Source organism: cyanobacterium endosymbiont of Braarudosphaera bigelowii (genome assembly GCF_020885515.1).
In the GTDB taxonomy this organism is placed as follows: Bacteria; Cyanobacteriota; Cyanobacteriia; order Cyanobacteriales; family Microcystaceae; genus Atelocyanobacterium; species Atelocyanobacterium thalassa_A.
Window position 1 is genome coordinate 202,382 of sequence record NZ_AP024987.1, and the last position, 17,074, is coordinate 219,455.

At 30.1% G+C, this 17,074-nt stretch carries 14 protein-coding genes and 1 other RNA gene; 9 read left to right on the forward strand and 6 right to left on the reverse strand.

From position 1 onward, the window contains the following. The first annotated feature begins 41 nt into the window (after window positions 1–41). Both LPC16_RS00925 and LPC16_RS00930 read left to right on the forward strand, forming a co-directional pair. Window positions 42–1,484, forward strand: a complete 1,443-nt coding sequence (locus LPC16_RS00925; RefSeq protein WP_229637405.1) for a phosphoglucomutase/phosphomannomutase family protein — start codon at window positions 42–44, stop codon at window positions 1,482–1,484. 85 nt (window positions 1,485–1,569) lie between these two features. Next, complete coding sequence (locus tag LPC16_RS00930; protein ID WP_229637406.1) at window positions 1,570–1,770, forward strand: RNA-binding S4 domain-containing protein; 201 nt, start codon at window positions 1,570–1,572, stop codon at window positions 1,768–1,770. A gap of 61 nt (window positions 1,771–1,831) precedes the next feature. Here LPC16_RS00930 and LPC16_RS00935 read toward each other — a convergent pair whose 3' ends face one another. The 3 genes from LPC16_RS00935 to LPC16_RS00945 form a co-directional block, all read right to left on the reverse strand. Then, window positions 1,832–2,959 (reverse strand): NAD(P)/FAD-dependent oxidoreductase, encoded by a 1,128-nt coding sequence (locus LPC16_RS00935; RefSeq protein WP_229637407.1) that lies wholly within the window; start codon window positions 2,957–2,959, stop codon window positions 1,832–1,834. A 131-nt stretch (window positions 2,960–3,090) separates the two neighbouring features. After that, complete coding sequence (gene cobU, locus LPC16_RS00940) at window positions 3,091–3,633, reverse strand: bifunctional adenosylcobinamide kinase/adenosylcobinamide-phosphate guanylyltransferase (protein WP_229637408.1); 543 nt, start codon at window positions 3,631–3,633, stop codon at window positions 3,091–3,093. Between the two features lie 291 nt (window positions 3,634–3,924). After that, window positions 3,925–5,655 carry a DUF5942 domain-containing protein gene (locus LPC16_RS00945; protein WP_315855030.1) on the reverse strand — a complete coding sequence of 577 codons (1,731 nt, stop codon included), beginning with the start codon at window positions 5,653–5,655 and terminating at the stop codon, window positions 3,925–3,927. A gap of 419 nt (window positions 5,656–6,074) precedes the next feature. On the opposite strand from LPC16_RS00945, the gene LPC16_RS00950 reads away from it, so the two are divergent. After that, window positions 6,075–6,632 (forward strand): shikimate kinase, encoded by a 558-nt coding sequence (locus LPC16_RS00950; protein WP_229637410.1) that lies wholly within the window; start codon window positions 6,075–6,077, stop codon window positions 6,630–6,632. 61 nt (window positions 6,633–6,693) lie between these two features. Here LPC16_RS00950 and queC read toward each other — a convergent pair whose 3' ends face one another. Continuing rightward, window positions 6,694–7,398 carry a 7-cyano-7-deazaguanine synthase QueC gene (gene queC, locus LPC16_RS00955; protein ID WP_229637411.1) on the reverse strand — a complete coding sequence of 235 codons (705 nt, stop codon included), beginning with the start codon at window positions 7,396–7,398 and terminating at the stop codon, window positions 6,694–6,696. 504 nt (window positions 7,399–7,902) lie between these two features. Between queC and LPC16_RS00960 the strand changes: the two genes are divergently transcribed. Then, window positions 7,903–8,445, forward strand: a complete 543-nt coding sequence (locus LPC16_RS00960) for a Ycf66 family protein (protein ID WP_229637412.1) — start codon at window positions 7,903–7,905, stop codon at window positions 8,443–8,445. Between the two features lie 352 nt (window positions 8,446–8,797). On the opposite strand, the gene LPC16_RS00965 is transcribed toward LPC16_RS00960, so the two are convergent. Next, a complete protein-coding gene (locus LPC16_RS00965; RefSeq protein ID WP_040054889.1) occupies window positions 8,798–9,838 on the reverse strand; it encodes an AI-2E family transporter in 1,041 nt (346 codons plus the stop codon). Between the two features lie 571 nt (window positions 9,839–10,409). On the opposite strand from LPC16_RS00965, the gene LPC16_RS00970 reads away from it, so the two are divergent. The 4 genes from LPC16_RS00970 (at window position 10,410) to ssrS (ending at window position 13,588) form a co-directional block, all read left to right on the forward strand. After that, entirely contained in the window at window positions 10,410–11,144 is a 735-nt protein-coding gene (locus LPC16_RS00970) for a sugar phosphate nucleotidyltransferase (protein ID WP_229637413.1), read from the forward strand. Then, complete coding sequence (locus LPC16_RS00975; RefSeq protein WP_229637414.1) at window positions 11,138–12,118, forward strand: GHMP family kinase ATP-binding protein; 981 nt, start codon at window positions 11,138–11,140, stop codon at window positions 12,116–12,118. The genes LPC16_RS00970 and LPC16_RS00975 overlap by 7 nt, the downstream gene beginning before the upstream one ends. A 694-nt stretch (window positions 12,119–12,812) precedes the next feature. Further along, window positions 12,813–13,376: a thioredoxin domain-containing protein gene (locus LPC16_RS00980; protein WP_229637415.1), complete on the forward strand. Its 564-nt coding sequence runs from the start codon at window positions 12,813–12,815 to the stop codon at window positions 13,374–13,376. Window positions 13,377–13,405: 29 nt separating this feature from the next. After that, a non-coding RNA gene (gene ssrS, locus LPC16_RS00985) (6S RNA) lies at window positions 13,406–13,588 on the forward strand. Window positions 13,589–13,805: 217 nt separating this feature from the next. Here the strand turns inward: ssrS and LPC16_RS00990 are convergent. Continuing rightward, complete coding sequence (locus tag LPC16_RS00990) at window positions 13,806–14,990, reverse strand: NAD(P)H-quinone oxidoreductase subunit H (RefSeq protein ID WP_040054885.1); 1,185 nt, start codon at window positions 14,988–14,990, stop codon at window positions 13,806–13,808. A gap of 542 nt (window positions 14,991–15,532) precedes the next feature. On the opposite strand from LPC16_RS00990, the gene LPC16_RS00995 reads away from it, so the two are divergent. Next, entirely contained in the window at window positions 15,533–16,909 is a 1,377-nt protein-coding gene (locus LPC16_RS00995; protein WP_040054884.1) for a gluconeogenesis factor YvcK family protein, read from the forward strand. Window positions 16,910–17,074: the final 165 nt, after the last annotated feature.

A 17,074-nucleotide genomic window follows, 5' to 3' on the forward strand; every position in this document is an offset into this window, starting at 1 on the left:
TTCACTAAATTAAAGTTGAAAAAAATAATTTCTATATTTTTATGACATTTAAGCAAAATCCGATAAAGTTTGGAACAGATGGATGGCGTGGTGTTATTGCAGCAGATTTTACATTCGAGAGAGTTATAATGCTTGCTCCTATAGCTGCTCAAGTTTTATTAAATAATTATGGAACAATATCTAATAATCACACTATTATTGTAGGTTATGACCGCCGTTTCTTGGCTGAAGAATTTGCCAAAGCTGCTGCTGATTCCCTAGTTGAAGCTGGTTTTAGTGTTGCTCTTTCTCAAGCTTATGCTCCAACTCCTGCTTTTAGCTGGGTAGTTAAGTCACAAAATGCCTTAGGAGCTATTATATTGACTGCAAGTCATAATCCTGGGAAATATCTGGGTGTAAAAATAAAAGGAGCTTTTGGCGGCTCCGTCTCTTCTGAAATTACTCAGCAAATTGAGAATTTACTATATAATGTACCCAAATTTTCTAAAAAGTTAGGTACATTGAGCTTTTTTGATCCTTGGAAAAGTTATTCTCAGGAATTAAAAAGTAAAGTCGATATTGAAAAAATTCAAAAAGCAATTAAGAATCAAAAGCTAACTGTTTTTGCCGATGTTATGTATGGAGCCGCAGCTAATGGATTAGAAAGATTGTTAGAGTGTCCCATACAGGAAATTAACAGTCATCGAGATCCTCTTTTTGGAGGTCATGCTCCAGAACCTCTACCTTGTAATCTTACAGAATTATCAACTACAGTTAAAAAATTCAATACTGGTAAAAACTGTAGTTTAAGTATAGGATTAGTTTTTGATGGAGATGGTGATCGTATTGCAGCAGTTGATAAGCAAGGAAATTTTCTTAGCTCTCAAGTTTTACTTCCTATTCTGATAGACCATTTAGTAATACATAAAGGATTAAAAGGCGAAATTATTAAAACTGTTAGTAGTTCAGATTTAATTTCTCGCTTAGCAGGTCTCTATGATCTGCCGATTTTTGAAACTCCTATAGGCTATAAATATATAGCTGATAGAATGCTAGGCGGTAATGTTTTAATAGGAGGAGAAGAGTCTGGGGGAATTGGTTACGGAATACATATACCCGAAAGAGATGCATTACTGTCTGCACTATATCTTCTAGAAGCAATAGTCCAAAGTGGTGATGATTTAGGAGAATATTACCTGAAATTACAAAAAAAGGTAAATTTCTTCAATGCTTATAATCGTATTGATTTACCACTATCAAGTTTTGATATGCGTTCAAAATTGATAAAATACCTAGAAACAAAATCTTTTAAGAAAATTGCCAATAAAAATGTCCTAAGATGTGATAAGCAAGATGGTTATAAGTATTCTTTAGAAGATCAAAGTTGGTTACTTATACGTTTTTCTGGTACAGAACCGATTCTAAGATTATATTGTGAGTCTTTAACTTTAGAAAAGGTTAGTAATATTTTAGAATGGATAAAAAATTGGGCTAGTTCAATTTAAACACACATAAGCCTTAATATTAAGATAATCTATATATTTTAATATATAAATAATTCAAAAGATAACATCAAAAGTGATTAAAACAATGCAATCATATCAGACTATCAAACTAGCACAGTTCCTTAAGTGGAAAAAATTAGTGAGTAGTGGAGGAGAGGCAAAAATTAAGATACAGGGAAAGGAAGTATTGCTCAATGGTAGCATTGAGACTCAAAGAGGAAAGAAACTAGTAACAGGAGATATAGTGACTTTTAATGGAATAGAACATAAAGTCTTACTTCAATAAATCCGCTATGTTGGTATGAAAAATAATTATTTTCCTATTTACACAAATAAAAATAATATCTCTAATAATTACTAGATTTAATTGATAAATCCTCAAGAATCTTGTCTTTAATAGTTAATGCAGTTGCTGGAGCTAGTAAAACGCCATTTCGATAGTGCCCAGTTGCCAACAAGATATTTGAATAATGAGGAATTTTTTGTATTATAGGAGCTGTTTCTCCATCAGGACGAGGACGCTTGCCAGACCAAATTTTGGTAATACTTCCATTTTTAAAATCTGGACATATAGCAAATGCTTGTTTCTTAATTTGTTCCAAAAATTTGGACTGAGTTAATAGTTCTCCAGTTTTATGAGGGAATTCTACTGTTGAACCTACCCAATATCTTTTGGGATTGATTGGAATAACATTGACATCTTTTCCAGTGATTACAGGAAGAAAATTAGTATCTACTAAAGGAGTATCTAGATCAATTTGCATTGCTTGCCCAATTACAGGCTTAATTTTTACTACGGTTTGTAATTTATTGACTAGTTTATTTGAACCTAAACCAGCACTTATTACTATATAGTCCGCTTTTAACGTCTGTTTTGATGTTTTATGATAACAAATTAAATCGTGACTTGAGTTATAATTTAATGATGGAGATATTACTTGAACTTTAGTATCGAATAGGCAATTTACTCCATTTAAAGATGCTCCTGCAACAAGAGCCTTTGTTATTTCAACTGGGTTTATCTGAAAATCTTGTGGAGAATAAATAGCCCCGGTTATTTTATCATCTTTAATATGTGGACACCTTTTCAACAGAGTATCTTTTTCCCATGTTTCTAAAAAATAACCAGAAGAATTACGAATTTTAATTAAATCTTTCCATTTTTCTAAATAATCATCTACGTAATGAAGAGATAAAACGCCTTGATAATTAACTGGCATTAATTTCTGCGTTAATTTTTCAAGCTCAGGAATTAATGTTTCATAACGCTTTAAACTTCTTTTACATAACTCCCATTTGCTACCTTTCGTTTTATAACTAGCTACTCCCATCAAAACTCCTAAGGCTCCTTTCGTAGAGGAAGATGCAGGAAATTTCTTATCAATTAATGTAACCTCTATGCCATTTATTAAACTAAGCTCATAAGCTATTGCTGATCCTATGATTCCAGCTCCAATAATGAGAATACGTGGCATTTCTTTTAATCAACTCTCCAAAATAATTTTATAGTCAAAAGTAATCAAATATTAGAATTTAAAACTTACTATAAATAGTAAGTTTTGAATTAGAAATTACTATATTATCTAACCAATTAATTACTTTAAAGTCAATTGCTTTGTATCTTTTGTCCCAAAACGCTTAAATTTATAACATGCCCTCCTATTACTAAATAAGTTGTATCAACTCTAGTTCCTAATTTAGAAACTAGAGATCCGAGACGATCACGAAACAATCTACCAAGTGGATATGCTGGAACAACTCCCCACCCTGTTTCCTCAGCAACAAAGATCAAATTCACTGGTGTTTTTTTTACACACTTCAAAAGTTCTATAACAGTCTGGTCCCAGTCTTCATCATTTTCATCTAATTTATTTGCTACCCAAGATCCTATGGAATCAATTAATAAACAAAAGGGAGATCGTGTTGTATTAATAACTTCTGTAAGATTGTACGGCACAGATAGAGTTTTCCAATCGGGGGGTCTACGATCACGATGCTTTTTAATACGAGTTTGCCATTGAAAATCAGCAGGATTTTCAATGGCTGTTGCTACATAAATAACTTTATCATGTAACTTACTAGCTAAATTTTCGGCCCATTCACTTTTGCCTGAACAAGTTGGACCTATAATCAGAATATGTTTTGGCATTTTATTAAATCTTTATTTAATAAATTATTAGTAAAGTAAATCTTTTTAAAATTTTATCAATAAAAAACAAAATGTTGCTGTTATGCTTGTTCTATGAGACATAAGTACAAAGTTAAGGAAAAATTATTTAACATAAGCTAATTTTATATTTTAAGAAAGTTTAAATAATATAAGTTGCCATTGATTATTTATATAATATCTAATAATTCTGCAGAAAGATTTTTTATGCAAATAATTAATTTTTCATGCTGTTATAGTAGACCCTAAAAATAGAGATATTTTGTTGATTACCTAATTTTTTATAAGATATTCTAGTTTTTGTCGTGTACTTATCAGATAAGCTAATCTAATATTGAAAAAAGCATTAATTATAAGAAATAATCTTGATATATCAACAGAATATATGCCCCAAACCTTTGGAAAAAAAGTTGCATGAACTAATAAGAAACCTGCTATTCCAATATTTATACCAACAATAAAATTTTTCCACCCATAAAGTTGAACAAATATAGCAGAGAAACAGTATGATAAAAGAAAACTTACTATAAACGGGTTAAGAGTAGTGGTTCCTCTTATAGAGTTTTCTAAGTCTAAGAATGAACTTCCAAGAATACGGAATGGCCACTGAGGTAGATCAAAAAAATAAACTCCTTTTAAGAAAAATATTCCTGAACTGCCTAATATAACACCTAAATTAAAAGAGAATGAGAAGATAAAGGAATAAGTACGAAATAACAATAGAACTAATAAGTAGGATGTGATTAACATATAAATTTTGAATAGATAGTTAACGGCTTGAGTGTCTATCCAAAAACCAAGACTAAGACTATAAAAATTGTTAAACCAACTAAATGACTCTTCTAGAATTATTTCTTGATTAAAAGCTATCTGAACAGCCTTTTCTGCGTCTAAATGTCCTACTCCAAAATAGTTAAATGGGTCTTGGTTTATTTTACGTGAAGATTTAATCAATATTTGAAAAACATCATTAACTTTCTGATAGTTAGCAGCTTTAATTAAAGCTGCTACTCCAGTAACGTGCGCAGCAGCTATACTAGTGCCTTCTAATCTTTGAAAAATTATATTTTCAGTATTTAAGTCAATTTTTTTTTGAAAATTTGTACTATTGTTACTATTTCCTGGAGCAGAAATATCAACTTGTGCACCAAAATTTGAATAGGATGCCTTGTTGCCTGTAGTATCTAAGGCCGAGACACTAATAACTTTTTGATATCGGGCAGGATAAGATGCTGTATTGTGATTGTTGTTTCCTGCTGCAGCGATAATAACAACACCCTTACCATAAGCATAATTTATAGCATTCTCTAATATCTTGCTTTTACTTTTTCCCCCTAAACTCATATTAATAATATCAGCACCATTGTCAGCCGCGTAACGTACAGCATCAGCAATATCTGATGTTAGGCCTTCTCCTGTTTTGGAAAGAACTTTTAGAGGCATTATTCTAATTTTATTAAATACCTCACTATCATTAACAGTCTGCATTATAACTTTGGCTACATGTGTACCATGTCCATTGTCATCATAGCTATAGTTTTTATTGTTTACAAAATCATACCCTGAAATAAGCTTAATTTTTTGAAGCCCAGATACTTTATTTACTCCTGTGTCTATAACAGCAATAGTTATTTTTTTCTTCGATATTTCACCGATATTTTTATCTAAATGTATATTAGATAGATTCCACTTCTCATGAGCAAGAGGAACTTGAAAAAAATTACTATACTTTGCTAAAGCCTTATAAATGTAATTAGGTTCTATATAATCTATATATTTATTTAGAGAAGATTTTTTCAGATTGTTTAATAGCGTTTCATCTCCTGGTATTATATAAACATTTTCATCGATAGAGTAAATACTATTAAGACTTACAATAGTTTTATAATCATGAGAGACCTTTTCTATCTGTTGACTTAAAACTGTTGTAGGTATATCTTCGCGAAAATTAATGATAATTGAATTATACTTTTCTTTATTCGTAAGTTCCTTAGAACTTATCAAAAAGATTAATAAACCTATTATAAATAAAATTAAAAATAATAGCTTTTGCTTCACTTTCTTTTTTATTGACATTATCTAGTGATGTATAAATTGAAAACGAACTGAACATCTATCCTTTTCTGTCTACTAATCGTTATTGTTTTAAACAATATTACTACTGAGTTTATCAAAATAATATTAAGGTATTATCATTAATGGTATACAAGAAAATTAGAGAATTTAAAATTAATTGAATTAATATTTTAAGATTACTATCCTAAACAATATGAATTGTTAAAGAATAAATAGAAAGTATATAACTTTAGATATTTAGTTATATAAAAACTGTATTACAAATTTATCAATATTCCAAAAATATTTACATAACTAACTAAAAATTAATATAAGATCATAGGAAGTTTATCTTGGTAAAATTACTGATGGCAAATGAGTTACTTCAAGGAATTAATATTTTTTTGGTTGGGATGATGGGAAGTGGTAAGACAACTATAGGGAAGAAACTAGCACAACATCTTAAGTATCGTTTTTTCGATACAGACATTTTAGTTGAACAAGTAAAACGACAGACTATTAGCAATATTTTCCTTGAAGAAGGAGAGGAAGCATTTCGTATTCTTGAAAGCAAAGTTTTATCAGAGCTGGCATCGTGTACAAAAAGTGTTGTAGCTACTGGAGGAGGAATTATATTAGAGCAAAAAAACTGGAGTTATCTACATCACGGTCTAATCATCTGGTTAGATGTTCCAATTCCTCTCCTTACAAAAAGACTTAATAATGGTATTTCTCGTCCTTTGTTAAAACAAAAACATTTAAGTACGGAGTTAGAAACATTGTTTAAACAACGTCAAACACTATATGCACAAGGAGATTTAAGGGTTACTATCAGCGAAAATGATAGTTCTGATGATACTGTAAATAAAATCTTGAAATTAATTCCTACTATCATAAAAACTTCTTCACCAGATATTTCTAATTAATAAAATATCAAGGTTTCTCGAACATTGATAATAGAATTTTTATTTAACACTAAATAAAGGATTACCTATTCAAATTATAAATCTCTTTTCCTTTAGTAGTTACAAGAAAAGGATAACCAGCTTCGATAAGTGCTTGGTCACGTATGCGACAAGAATCACATAGTCCACATGCTTCATGTCCGCCTTGGTAACAAGACCATGTTTTTTCAATAGGAACTCCTAGTTTAACAGCTTCTTTAATGATATCAACTTTATTTTTTTTTATTAAAGGAGCAATCAGCTGTGGAGCATTTCCTTCAATTCCAGCTTTTGACGAAAGCTTTGCAAGATCTTGATAAGTTTTAAGATATTCAGAACGACAATCAGGATAACCTGAATAATCAATCATGTTTATACCTAAATAAATAGCTTTTGCACCTTTAGCTTCAGCCAAGGAAAGAGCAAGAGCTATAAAAACTGTATTTCTACCCGGAACATAAGTAGAAGGTATCTGATAAGGATTAACTCCACTTAAAGGTATAGCTAAAGATTTATCTGTTAGTGATGATCCTCCCCATTGAGAAATATCAACATTAACTATATGGTGTGAATTTATATCTAATTCTTTAGCAATTATTTGAGCTGATTTCAACTCTTTTTGATGAAGTTGTCCATAACTGAAGGAGAGGGCAATAAGCTCATAGCCTTGCGAGGCAGCTATCGCTGCCGAAGTAGCCGAATCCAGGCCTCCTGAAAGTAACACAACTGCTAAAGACTTATCAGACATTTAATTATAATCTACTAAATTTTGGCTATATACAAAGAAAAGACTATCATATAAAGATTGAACAGTAAACTTGATCTATATGGCAAACATGCCTATGTTATTTTTTAAGGAAATATATCTTTTCTTCAGAAGATAACTGAATTTCTTAACTTTACCTCCCGCATTACTTTAATAGCGGAATCACTAAAATACCATCCAGAATTCTTAAGTATCTATAAATCATACTTATAACAATACTTTAAATAACTTAACTAGAATCTAAAGATACTTTAGATGTATACTTAGGTATGGACGTTATCTAATTCGCCAATTTTAATAAATTATTAGCTTTTAAGTTTAAACAAAAATCTTTTGAGAAACTAGATAGGGCTAACTTATAAAAATCGAATTAAAGAAAACGATATATTCAAAGATCAAATAAAAATTTTGATTAAATTAATGAGTAAATAGTAGGTAAAATGCCTCACCATGACAAAGGGGAACCATAAAGGAGTTGACTTATAAATGTTAGTACATACCCTATCTGTTACTGCAGGACTTGCAAGTCTATTTCTTTACTTATCAGCATTTTTTTTTCCTAGATTACATAGAAAAGATGATTTTTTCTGGAGTGGCCTTGGACTATTTTACTCCTTATCTCTCTGGATCTGTGTAGAAGAAGTGACAGAAGGTTTATTATTAGGACAATTATGTATTTTAATTTTAGTCTTATCTTTTGGATGGCAAAATTTTCGGTTGAGAAATACAATGATTAATTTAGAGCATCAAACAAACTTTACTGAGTTTTCTTTTCTAGGCTGGATTCAACATCTTTTAAAAAGACAGTCTTTTTTTTCTACAGTTTCATCTAATAAGAATAAAAAACCTGGTTTTAACTATCGTAAAAAAGAATTGAATTTAGAGAAAAAAAATACTATAGAAAATGAAGATATCGGTATTTCTAAGGAGACACAAAATAAAATTCTCTTAGATTTAGATGAGGAAAAAATATCTAATACAGAAAATAAAAGCTTTTCGTTTAAATCTCTTTTTCCATTTAGTAAATGAAGTTTACAACTTGCTCCTAAAATATCAGAACATAACATAAATAAGAAATTATTAGATTCTCAGAATACAGATTTTGAGTCGAATAAGAAGTTTAAATATCCTAAAATTCAAATTATCGAAAACCAAGAAAAGGTTATCAATTATGATGAAAATTTTATAGATAAAACTAAAAAAGAGCAATCCTAATAAAATTAGGAAATAAGAATATTATCAACACCTATAAAAAATATTCGATTTCTAAACAGCCTATTTTTTCTTTTTTATTTATATTTTAAAACCATTTTAATTTTTGTGTTTTCTTAATGTTTAAAAAATATGATTGATAATATTTGAGATATATTTCACACTAATTTTAATCTTGTTTAACGATAGAAACCCAAGGATCCAAAATATCTTTAAATAAGATCTCTTCAACCCATGTTTTAGCAACTACTGCCAAAGGGAGAGCTAATAATAAACCTAATACACCAAAAAATTGAGCAAAAAATATTTGTACTACTAAAGTAACAACGGGAAGCAATGATACCTGCTTAGCCATTACTAAGGGAGTTAACCAATAGCTTTCAACATTTTGAATAATAATATACCAAAGAATAATTGCTCCTATTTTCCATGGTTCATCTAGTAGTGCTACCATTAATGGAAAAATTACACTTGTAACTGGACCAATATTAGGAATAAAGTTAAGTAGTCCTGCTAGTAATGCATGAACTAATACTAATCTAATTTGTAAAAACCATAGTCCTAATCCACTTAGTGTTCCAATAAATAAACAATTTACAATGATCCCTATTAACCAATTTCCTAAAGCATTTTCGGAAAGTGTCAAAATTTCATCTCCACGTTGTCGATAAAATGATGGAAAAAGCTTTAAGAATATACAACGGTATCTATGAGGATTTAAAATCATCATTATAGTTAATATAAAAATAAAAATAAGTTGTAAGATAATCGTCAAAGAATTAGAAAAAATTGTAAAAAAGTTTGAAAAAATATCTGTAAATAAAGGCTGTAACTGAGAAAATAAGTCATCTAGAGAAGGAGGTGATGGCATTAAAGATAGATAACCTTGATTCTCTAAGAGTAAAATTAAATAACTGCGTAGTTTTTCTCCAATATTAGGTAATAAACTTAGCAATTTTTGAAATTGATCGAAAAAGGGAGGAACTATTAACCAGCTAAATAAAATACTGGATATGGTGATTATAAAAATAATAATTAAAATTCCTAAAACTCTTGGAATTCTGATTTTTTCTAGCAATTTAATCAATCTATTTATAGCTGTAGCAAAAATAACAGCTGTAAATATTAACAACAACATATGTTTGATTTCCCATAAAATGTAACAAGAAATAACTAAACTGAATAACCCTATCCATTTACCAATATTCATGAAAATCAAATGTAATTTTTCTATCTAAAATAATGTTTTTTAATAATTATATATATTTATTACTTTAATCATTATAGGTTTCATATAGATAAAGTTATATATTGTACATAATAAAAATAATATTAGTTTTTAAGTAGTTTTTTAACTCACTAAAAATTATAAAACTAATCAAAACTTGTATAAGTTGTATATGTATATGTTTTATGTACTAAATAGCTTCTATAAAATATTGAGTTATTTTCTGACTAAATATTTTTATGAAAGTTATCTGTTAAGGTCTGATAAATTTATGATTATATTTTCATTTATTTAAAAATCTAGATGTTATACAAATTATTTATTAATCATAATTTATTGCCGAGATATATTTTAAGTTGATAAGATTTATTGAACATAATATTGTTATCATAACCATACATTTAATATACAATTCTTGAGATAGTTTTAATAAACTCAGGCTATTTTAAACATCAATAAGCAATAATTGCGATACACTATCCTGAGTGTACAAAAAATAATGAGACATAGCTTTATAGAAACAATTAACATTAACTATTATAAAAAAACGTTTATGATTGATATTAAAGCTGTAATTTTGGCAGGTGGATATGGAACCAGAATTAAACACTTAATTTCTGATATTCCCAAGCCAATGTTTCGAGTCGCGGATAGGCCATTCATAGAGTGGATTATTTTTCATATTAGACAACAAGGCATTAATAAGGGCATTATATCAACTGGTTATTTAGGAGAGGTTATCGAGGAATATTTTAATAAATGTAAAATAAGCGGAATCAATATCAATTGCTGTCAGGAGAAAACACGATTAGGAACAGCAGGAGGTTTTATACATGCCGTTAAACAAAGTAATTTACATCCTGAAGCATGGTTAGTCATGAATGGTGATTCTCTAGTAGCAAATAATTTTGAAAAGTTAGTTAGCTATTTAGACGATCAAGAAGTAGGATGTGTCATATTAGGAATATCTGTAGATGACACTTCTCGCTATGGCTCTCTGGTTTGTGATAATTCGAATAATCTACTTCATTTCTCGGAGAAAGAACATGGTCAGGGATGTATTAATGGTGGAATATATATATTTCGTCATAGAATCTTAGAATATTTTCCTTCAAAATATCCTCTTAGCTTTGAGTATGATGTTTTTCCAACATTATTACAACAAAATATTAAAATTAAAGTTTGTGAGGTTCAATCTCCATTTTTAGATATTGGAACTCCAGAAACTTTAACACAAGCTGAAAAATTTATTAAAGAAAACTTTACTAATTTAATTAAACCATGCTGATTGCACGTGCCCCTGTTAGAATAAGCTTTTTTGGAGGAGGAACAGATTATCCTGAACATTTTCTTCGCCATGGAGGAGCTGTTTTATCAACAGCAATTGATAAATTTTCATATGTAACTGCAAGTCCTTTTCCCAGTCATCTTTTTGATTATTTGGTTCGCATATCCTATCGTAAAGTTGAGTTGGTTAAAACAATTGATGATGTCGAACATAAAGTATTCCGCGAATGCTTAAAATTTTGCAATTTGGAGAAGGATATTGAATTACATAATGTAGCAGACTTACCTGCTTTTACAGGACTTGGCTCATCGTCAGCTTTTACTGTATCTTTATTGCAAGCGTTGCATAATTTTAAGGGAGAATTTATTAAACCTTTAGATCTAGCTTATGAAGCAATTTATGTAGAACGTCATTTAGTCAAAGATAATGTAGGATGTCAAGATCAATTAATGTCTGCAGTAGGGGGATTTAATCTAGTAGAATTTAGAACAGAAGAAAATATCATTGTTAACCGAGTAGATATTTCTCCTCAAAGATTAGCTGAATTTGAGTCTCATATTTTTATTGTATTTACTGGTATTAAAAGACGTGCTTCTCAAGTAGTAGAGAAACAACTTAGGCGAGTAGAAGATAATCTCGAAACTCTTAAGAAGATGCGTAAAATGGTTGATCAAGGCTGGGACATTCTTACTAGTAATGAGTCATTTTCAAAATTTGGTGAATTGTTACATGATGCTTGGATAGCTAAAAGAAGTTTAGATCAGGGTATTTCGAATCCAGAAATAGATTATCTGTATGAACTTGGACGGGAAAATGGAGCTTGGGGCGGTAAACTCCTAGGGGCAGGAGCAGGTGGGTTCCTATTGTTTTTTGCATCACCTGAAGTTCATCCGAAACTAGAGCAAGTTTTCAAAAATCATCAGATACTTTCTGTTAAAATCAATTCACCAGGTTCTCAGGTTATTTTTTCATAAATTCATAATATATTGTATGAAAAAGAAATAATTAATAGTTTTTATATGTTGTTTTAGTGGACCTTTATTAAAGGTGATTATTGATATATCTATTAGCGGCTTAAATCTAAATAAAGCTTATTCCAAACTAGAAAGAAGAACCTAAATTAAACAATTAATCTTGGTTAATAATATCTTTCTGACTATAAATTAATTTGTCAGATAGGATAATCATTCAATTATTTTGAAATAGTCTATATTACTAATATTTGCCTACTTACTCTAATTCAAAATTAATTATTTTAAGCAATTCTGGTTCATAAAGTATTAAAAGTTATATGGTAGTCAATATTAACCTTAAAATGAGTATTGATTTATTTTTTTCTAGTATTTTCAGAAAATAAGTCTTATTCTATGAGATTTAGACACAACATAATATCAATGATATAGACATAAAATTTAGTTTTTAAAGAGTTGCAAGTAACGAAGAAGTTGTGTTTACTCTGCTTTCTATATTTATTTAATCATCTTAATCTGTAAAATTAATTAGAAATAATGATGCAGTTTGGTTAAAAATTATATGTAAATATTTCTATGAGTACATTTTAAAAATATTAGCAGAATTTATTTTTAATAAAAAAGAAAGTAATCTTGAGAATAACTAGCATACTCATAACCATATAGAATGAAGTAATCTAAAACAATAATTAATTATATGCTTGAATTTATTAATATTCATCGTATTAAGAATTTTTTAATTGCTATCGTTGCTATTATTCTTGGAGTAACTATATTTCTTGGTTTTCAGACCCAGACAAATTCTTTTTCTTTAGAATTTCAAGCTAAGCAAGCTATTTCTATGAATGCTGCAATGATGAATAATAAACCAACAGTATTAGAGTTCTACTCTACATGGTGTACAAGTTGTAAAGCAATGTCTTCAAATTTAGCTAAATTTAAGGAAGAATATTCTAAAACTATTAATTTTGTTATGCTCAATGTAGATAACAATAAATGGTTACCTGATATTCTTCATTATCAAATTAATGGTATTCCGTATTTTGTTTTTATGGATTATCAGAATAATATAGTTGCTCAAACAATTGGGGAACAACCTTTTGACGTTATGAAGGCCAATTTAGAGGCTTTAGATAAAAATAAAAAATTACCTTACACCTATATAACTGGTAAAAACTCTAATTTTTCCGCTACCATACAAACTTCTTCAGATAGCCCTTTAAGTCATGGTTATAAGCCTTCAAATCAATCATTAAAATAATCTTTTTTTATTTTGTGCTACTATACTTTTACGAACTGCTGTTTTGGTGACTGCCAAAAGAGTTTTTTGACTATGCTCTAAATTTAAGGGATTTAATTTAGATATTGTAGAAGTAAACCAAGCTTAGACTTGGAAACAGAATCGATAATCAATTAATGCCCACCTGGTTTTCCAGGTCATAAACTGAGGTAAAACGATACGGCAGTTCTTAAAAACATCTGTATTATAAAAAATATAGATAAAATGAAAATTATTTAACAAATCTAATTTAAATAATTGGAGATATTATATTATTAGCAATAATATTTTTCTTAATTTGATAAAAATAAATTAGCTTTTATAAGTTATAGACTTAGTTGTTGAAGGATATATAAATCCTGTGATAGCTTTTTAAATAACCATCCCAGGATTTATATATATTATTCGTAGTTAACGATCCACCGAACCCATAATGACATCAATACTACCTAAGATTGCCATAATATCAGCTACTTTTACTCCTTTAAGTAAATGAGGTAGAATCTGCAAATTATTGAAGTCAGGAGCACGAATTTTCCAGCGCCATGGGAAAACATCATTATTACCAATAATAAAGATTCCTAATTCTCCTTTTCCACTTTCTAGGCGAACATAATGTTCACCAGATGGAATTTTAAATGTAGGAGCAACTTTCTTGGCTATGTATTGATAGTCGAAATCGTCCCATTGAGACTTTTTCCCTTCTATCATACGCTTCGCCTCTAAATTTTCATAAGGTCCTCCTGGAATACCCTTAAGAGCTTGACAGATGATTTTAGCTGATTCACGCATTTCTTTAATACGAACAAAATAGCGAGCTAAGCAATCTCCTTCTGTCTCCCACTGTATATCCCAGTCAAAGTCATCATAACATTCATAATGATCAACTTTTCGGAGATCCCACTTTACGCCAGAGCCACGCAGCATAGGACCAGATAGCCCCCAGTTGATAGCTTCCTCTCGAGTAATCTTTCCTATTCCTTCTATACGACGTCGGAAAATAGGATTATTAGTAATTAACTTTTCATACTCATCCACTTTAGTTTTAAAGTGATTGCAGAAGTCCTCACACTTGTCGATCCAACCATATGGTAAATCAACTGCTACTCCTCCAATACGAAAGTAATTATTATTAATTAATCTCATTCCCGAAGCTGCTTCCCAAAGATCGTAAATCATTTCACGTTCTCGGAAAATATAGAAAAAAGGAGTCGTTGCACCCACATCTGCTAAGAAAGGGCCTAACCACAATAAATGGTTAGCAATACGATTCAATTCCAACATGATGACCCGAATATATTGGGCACGTTTTGGAACTTGAATATTTGCCAGTTTTTCTGGCGCATTTACAGTAATCGCCTCATTAAACATTCCAGCCGCATAATCCCAACGACTTACATAAGGAACGTACATAATATTGGTACGATTTTCTGCAATTTTCTCCATCCCACGGTGAAGATACCCAATAACAGGTTCACAGTCTACTACATCTTCCCCGTCTAGGGTAACGATCAGACGTAGTACCCCATGCATTGAGGGATGATGTGGCCCCATGTTTATTACCATGGGTTCGGTTCTAGTTTCGATTTTTGACATAGAGTGGCCAGTTGATCGTCATCATCTATTCTAGAATAACAGGGCAGCTTTCACATAGCTTTACAATAAAAATTGTCTCTACAAATTAAGAATAATTTTAGTAAACAAAAGATTAGTCATGAAAACAGTAAACTAATCAAACGGTAAATTACTAGTCATTGACTATTAATCTTAGAACTATTTATATTAGTCTAGATAATTAAACGCTAATTTGAAAATCAATGTAGATGTATCTTTTGGAAGACAATTATTAAATTACTGAAATAATATTATTGTACACTCGATATACAATAGAAATATGTTGTGGTTAGAAAATTTAAGTGACTATAATCAAGACCAGATTAAGTCAAAAGTAACTTTTTTGTTTAGCTATATAAAATAACACTATTTGACTTAATCATAACTCTTAGTATTTTTCGAATGTTATTTAAATTTAATAATTATTTTTCATATCTTTTCAACATAATTTGAACTTTTGTGTTAACGTTCGATACATAATAATTTTCAGGTTTCTTATAATGTAAATCTGGTGATCATAACTTATGCGCATCAGTCTATTAGAGCAAATATTACGTAAAATTAAGACGAAACGGCGGGATTTAATAAATATAAGTCAAAAAACTCCAAAGAAAGTCAATAGATGGATGAAATGGCTTTCTCCTGGCTTATTAATTAAGCGCTGGCTATTTATTAGTTCTACAGGTGTATTGCTAATAGTTTTGGGGTTGGCTACTTGGAGCAAGTTAACACCAGTCAACAGATTACTAGAATTAATTTCTCAACTGCTCGAAAACATTACGACTCGTGTTCCTAATTATATATCTGGTCCAGGAGCTTTTTTGTTAGGAATATTCTTACTTTTATGGGGACAAAATCGTACTTTAGTCTCTATTACTGAGGCCTTTTCTGACGGAGATCAGGAATTAGTTGATCGTCTTTTAAATCATAGGCGTTTAAATCGTGGACCAAAAATCGTAACAATTGGTGGAGGTACGGGATTATCTACTTTATTAAGAGGTTTAAAGCAGTATAGTGCAAATATTACAGCTATTGTTACAGTAGCTGATGATGGTGGTTCTTCAGGAAGATTAAGAGAGGAGATAGGAGTTTTACCTCCTGGTGATATTCGTAATTGTATGACTGCTTTGGCTGATGAAGAAAAACTATTAACAGAATTATTTCAATATCGTTTTCAAGCAGGTGATGGTCTTACTGGTCATAGCTTTGGTAATTTATTCTTAACAGCTATGACAGCAATTACAGGAAAAGATTTTGAAAGAGCAATTGCTGCAAGTTCTAAAGTATTAGCAATACGAGGTAAAGTATTACCAGCAACTTTAAGCGATGTTCGTTTGTGGGCAAAGTTAGATGATGGCCGTTTTATAGAAGGTGAGTCTCACATAACAGAAGCTGGTGGGAATATTATCCAGATTGGTTGCTTCCCCTCTAATCCACCTGCCCTACCTGCTGCATTACAGGCAATTAAAGAAGCAAATTACATAATAATAGGTCCTGGTAGTCTATATACTAGTGTCATCCCCAATCTTTTAGTCCCAGAAATTAGAGAAGCTTTGAAAAAAGCCAAAATTCCTCGAATCTATGTTAGTAATATTATGACTCAACCTGGCGAGACTGAAGGATACACAGTATCAGATCATATAAAAGCTATCGAGCAGGTTTGTGGGCAGAGAATATTTGATGCAGTTTTAGTACAACGTGTTCCTCCTTCTTCTCCTGCTTTAAAGCATTATGCTCTAGAAAACTGTCATCCTGTCTTACTAGATAAAGAAAGCGTAAAAGGATTAGGCTATCGTATAGTTTTAGCCAATGTTATGGATGAAGATTCAACAACAATTAAGATTAGCCATCATCCTCAACGCTTAGCAAGAGTTTTGTTACGTTGGTATGGAAAGAATTAAGATAACATTAAAATCATAGTCTATCAATATTTGGTAACTATAAAAAAATATCAACAACTGACTTTCTAATTTAAATAGATACTATAAATTATTTCACCATAATTTGTAATACCTATTTCATAAACTATAATTAAAAATTAAGAAAGAATGAAAAACCAATTATCG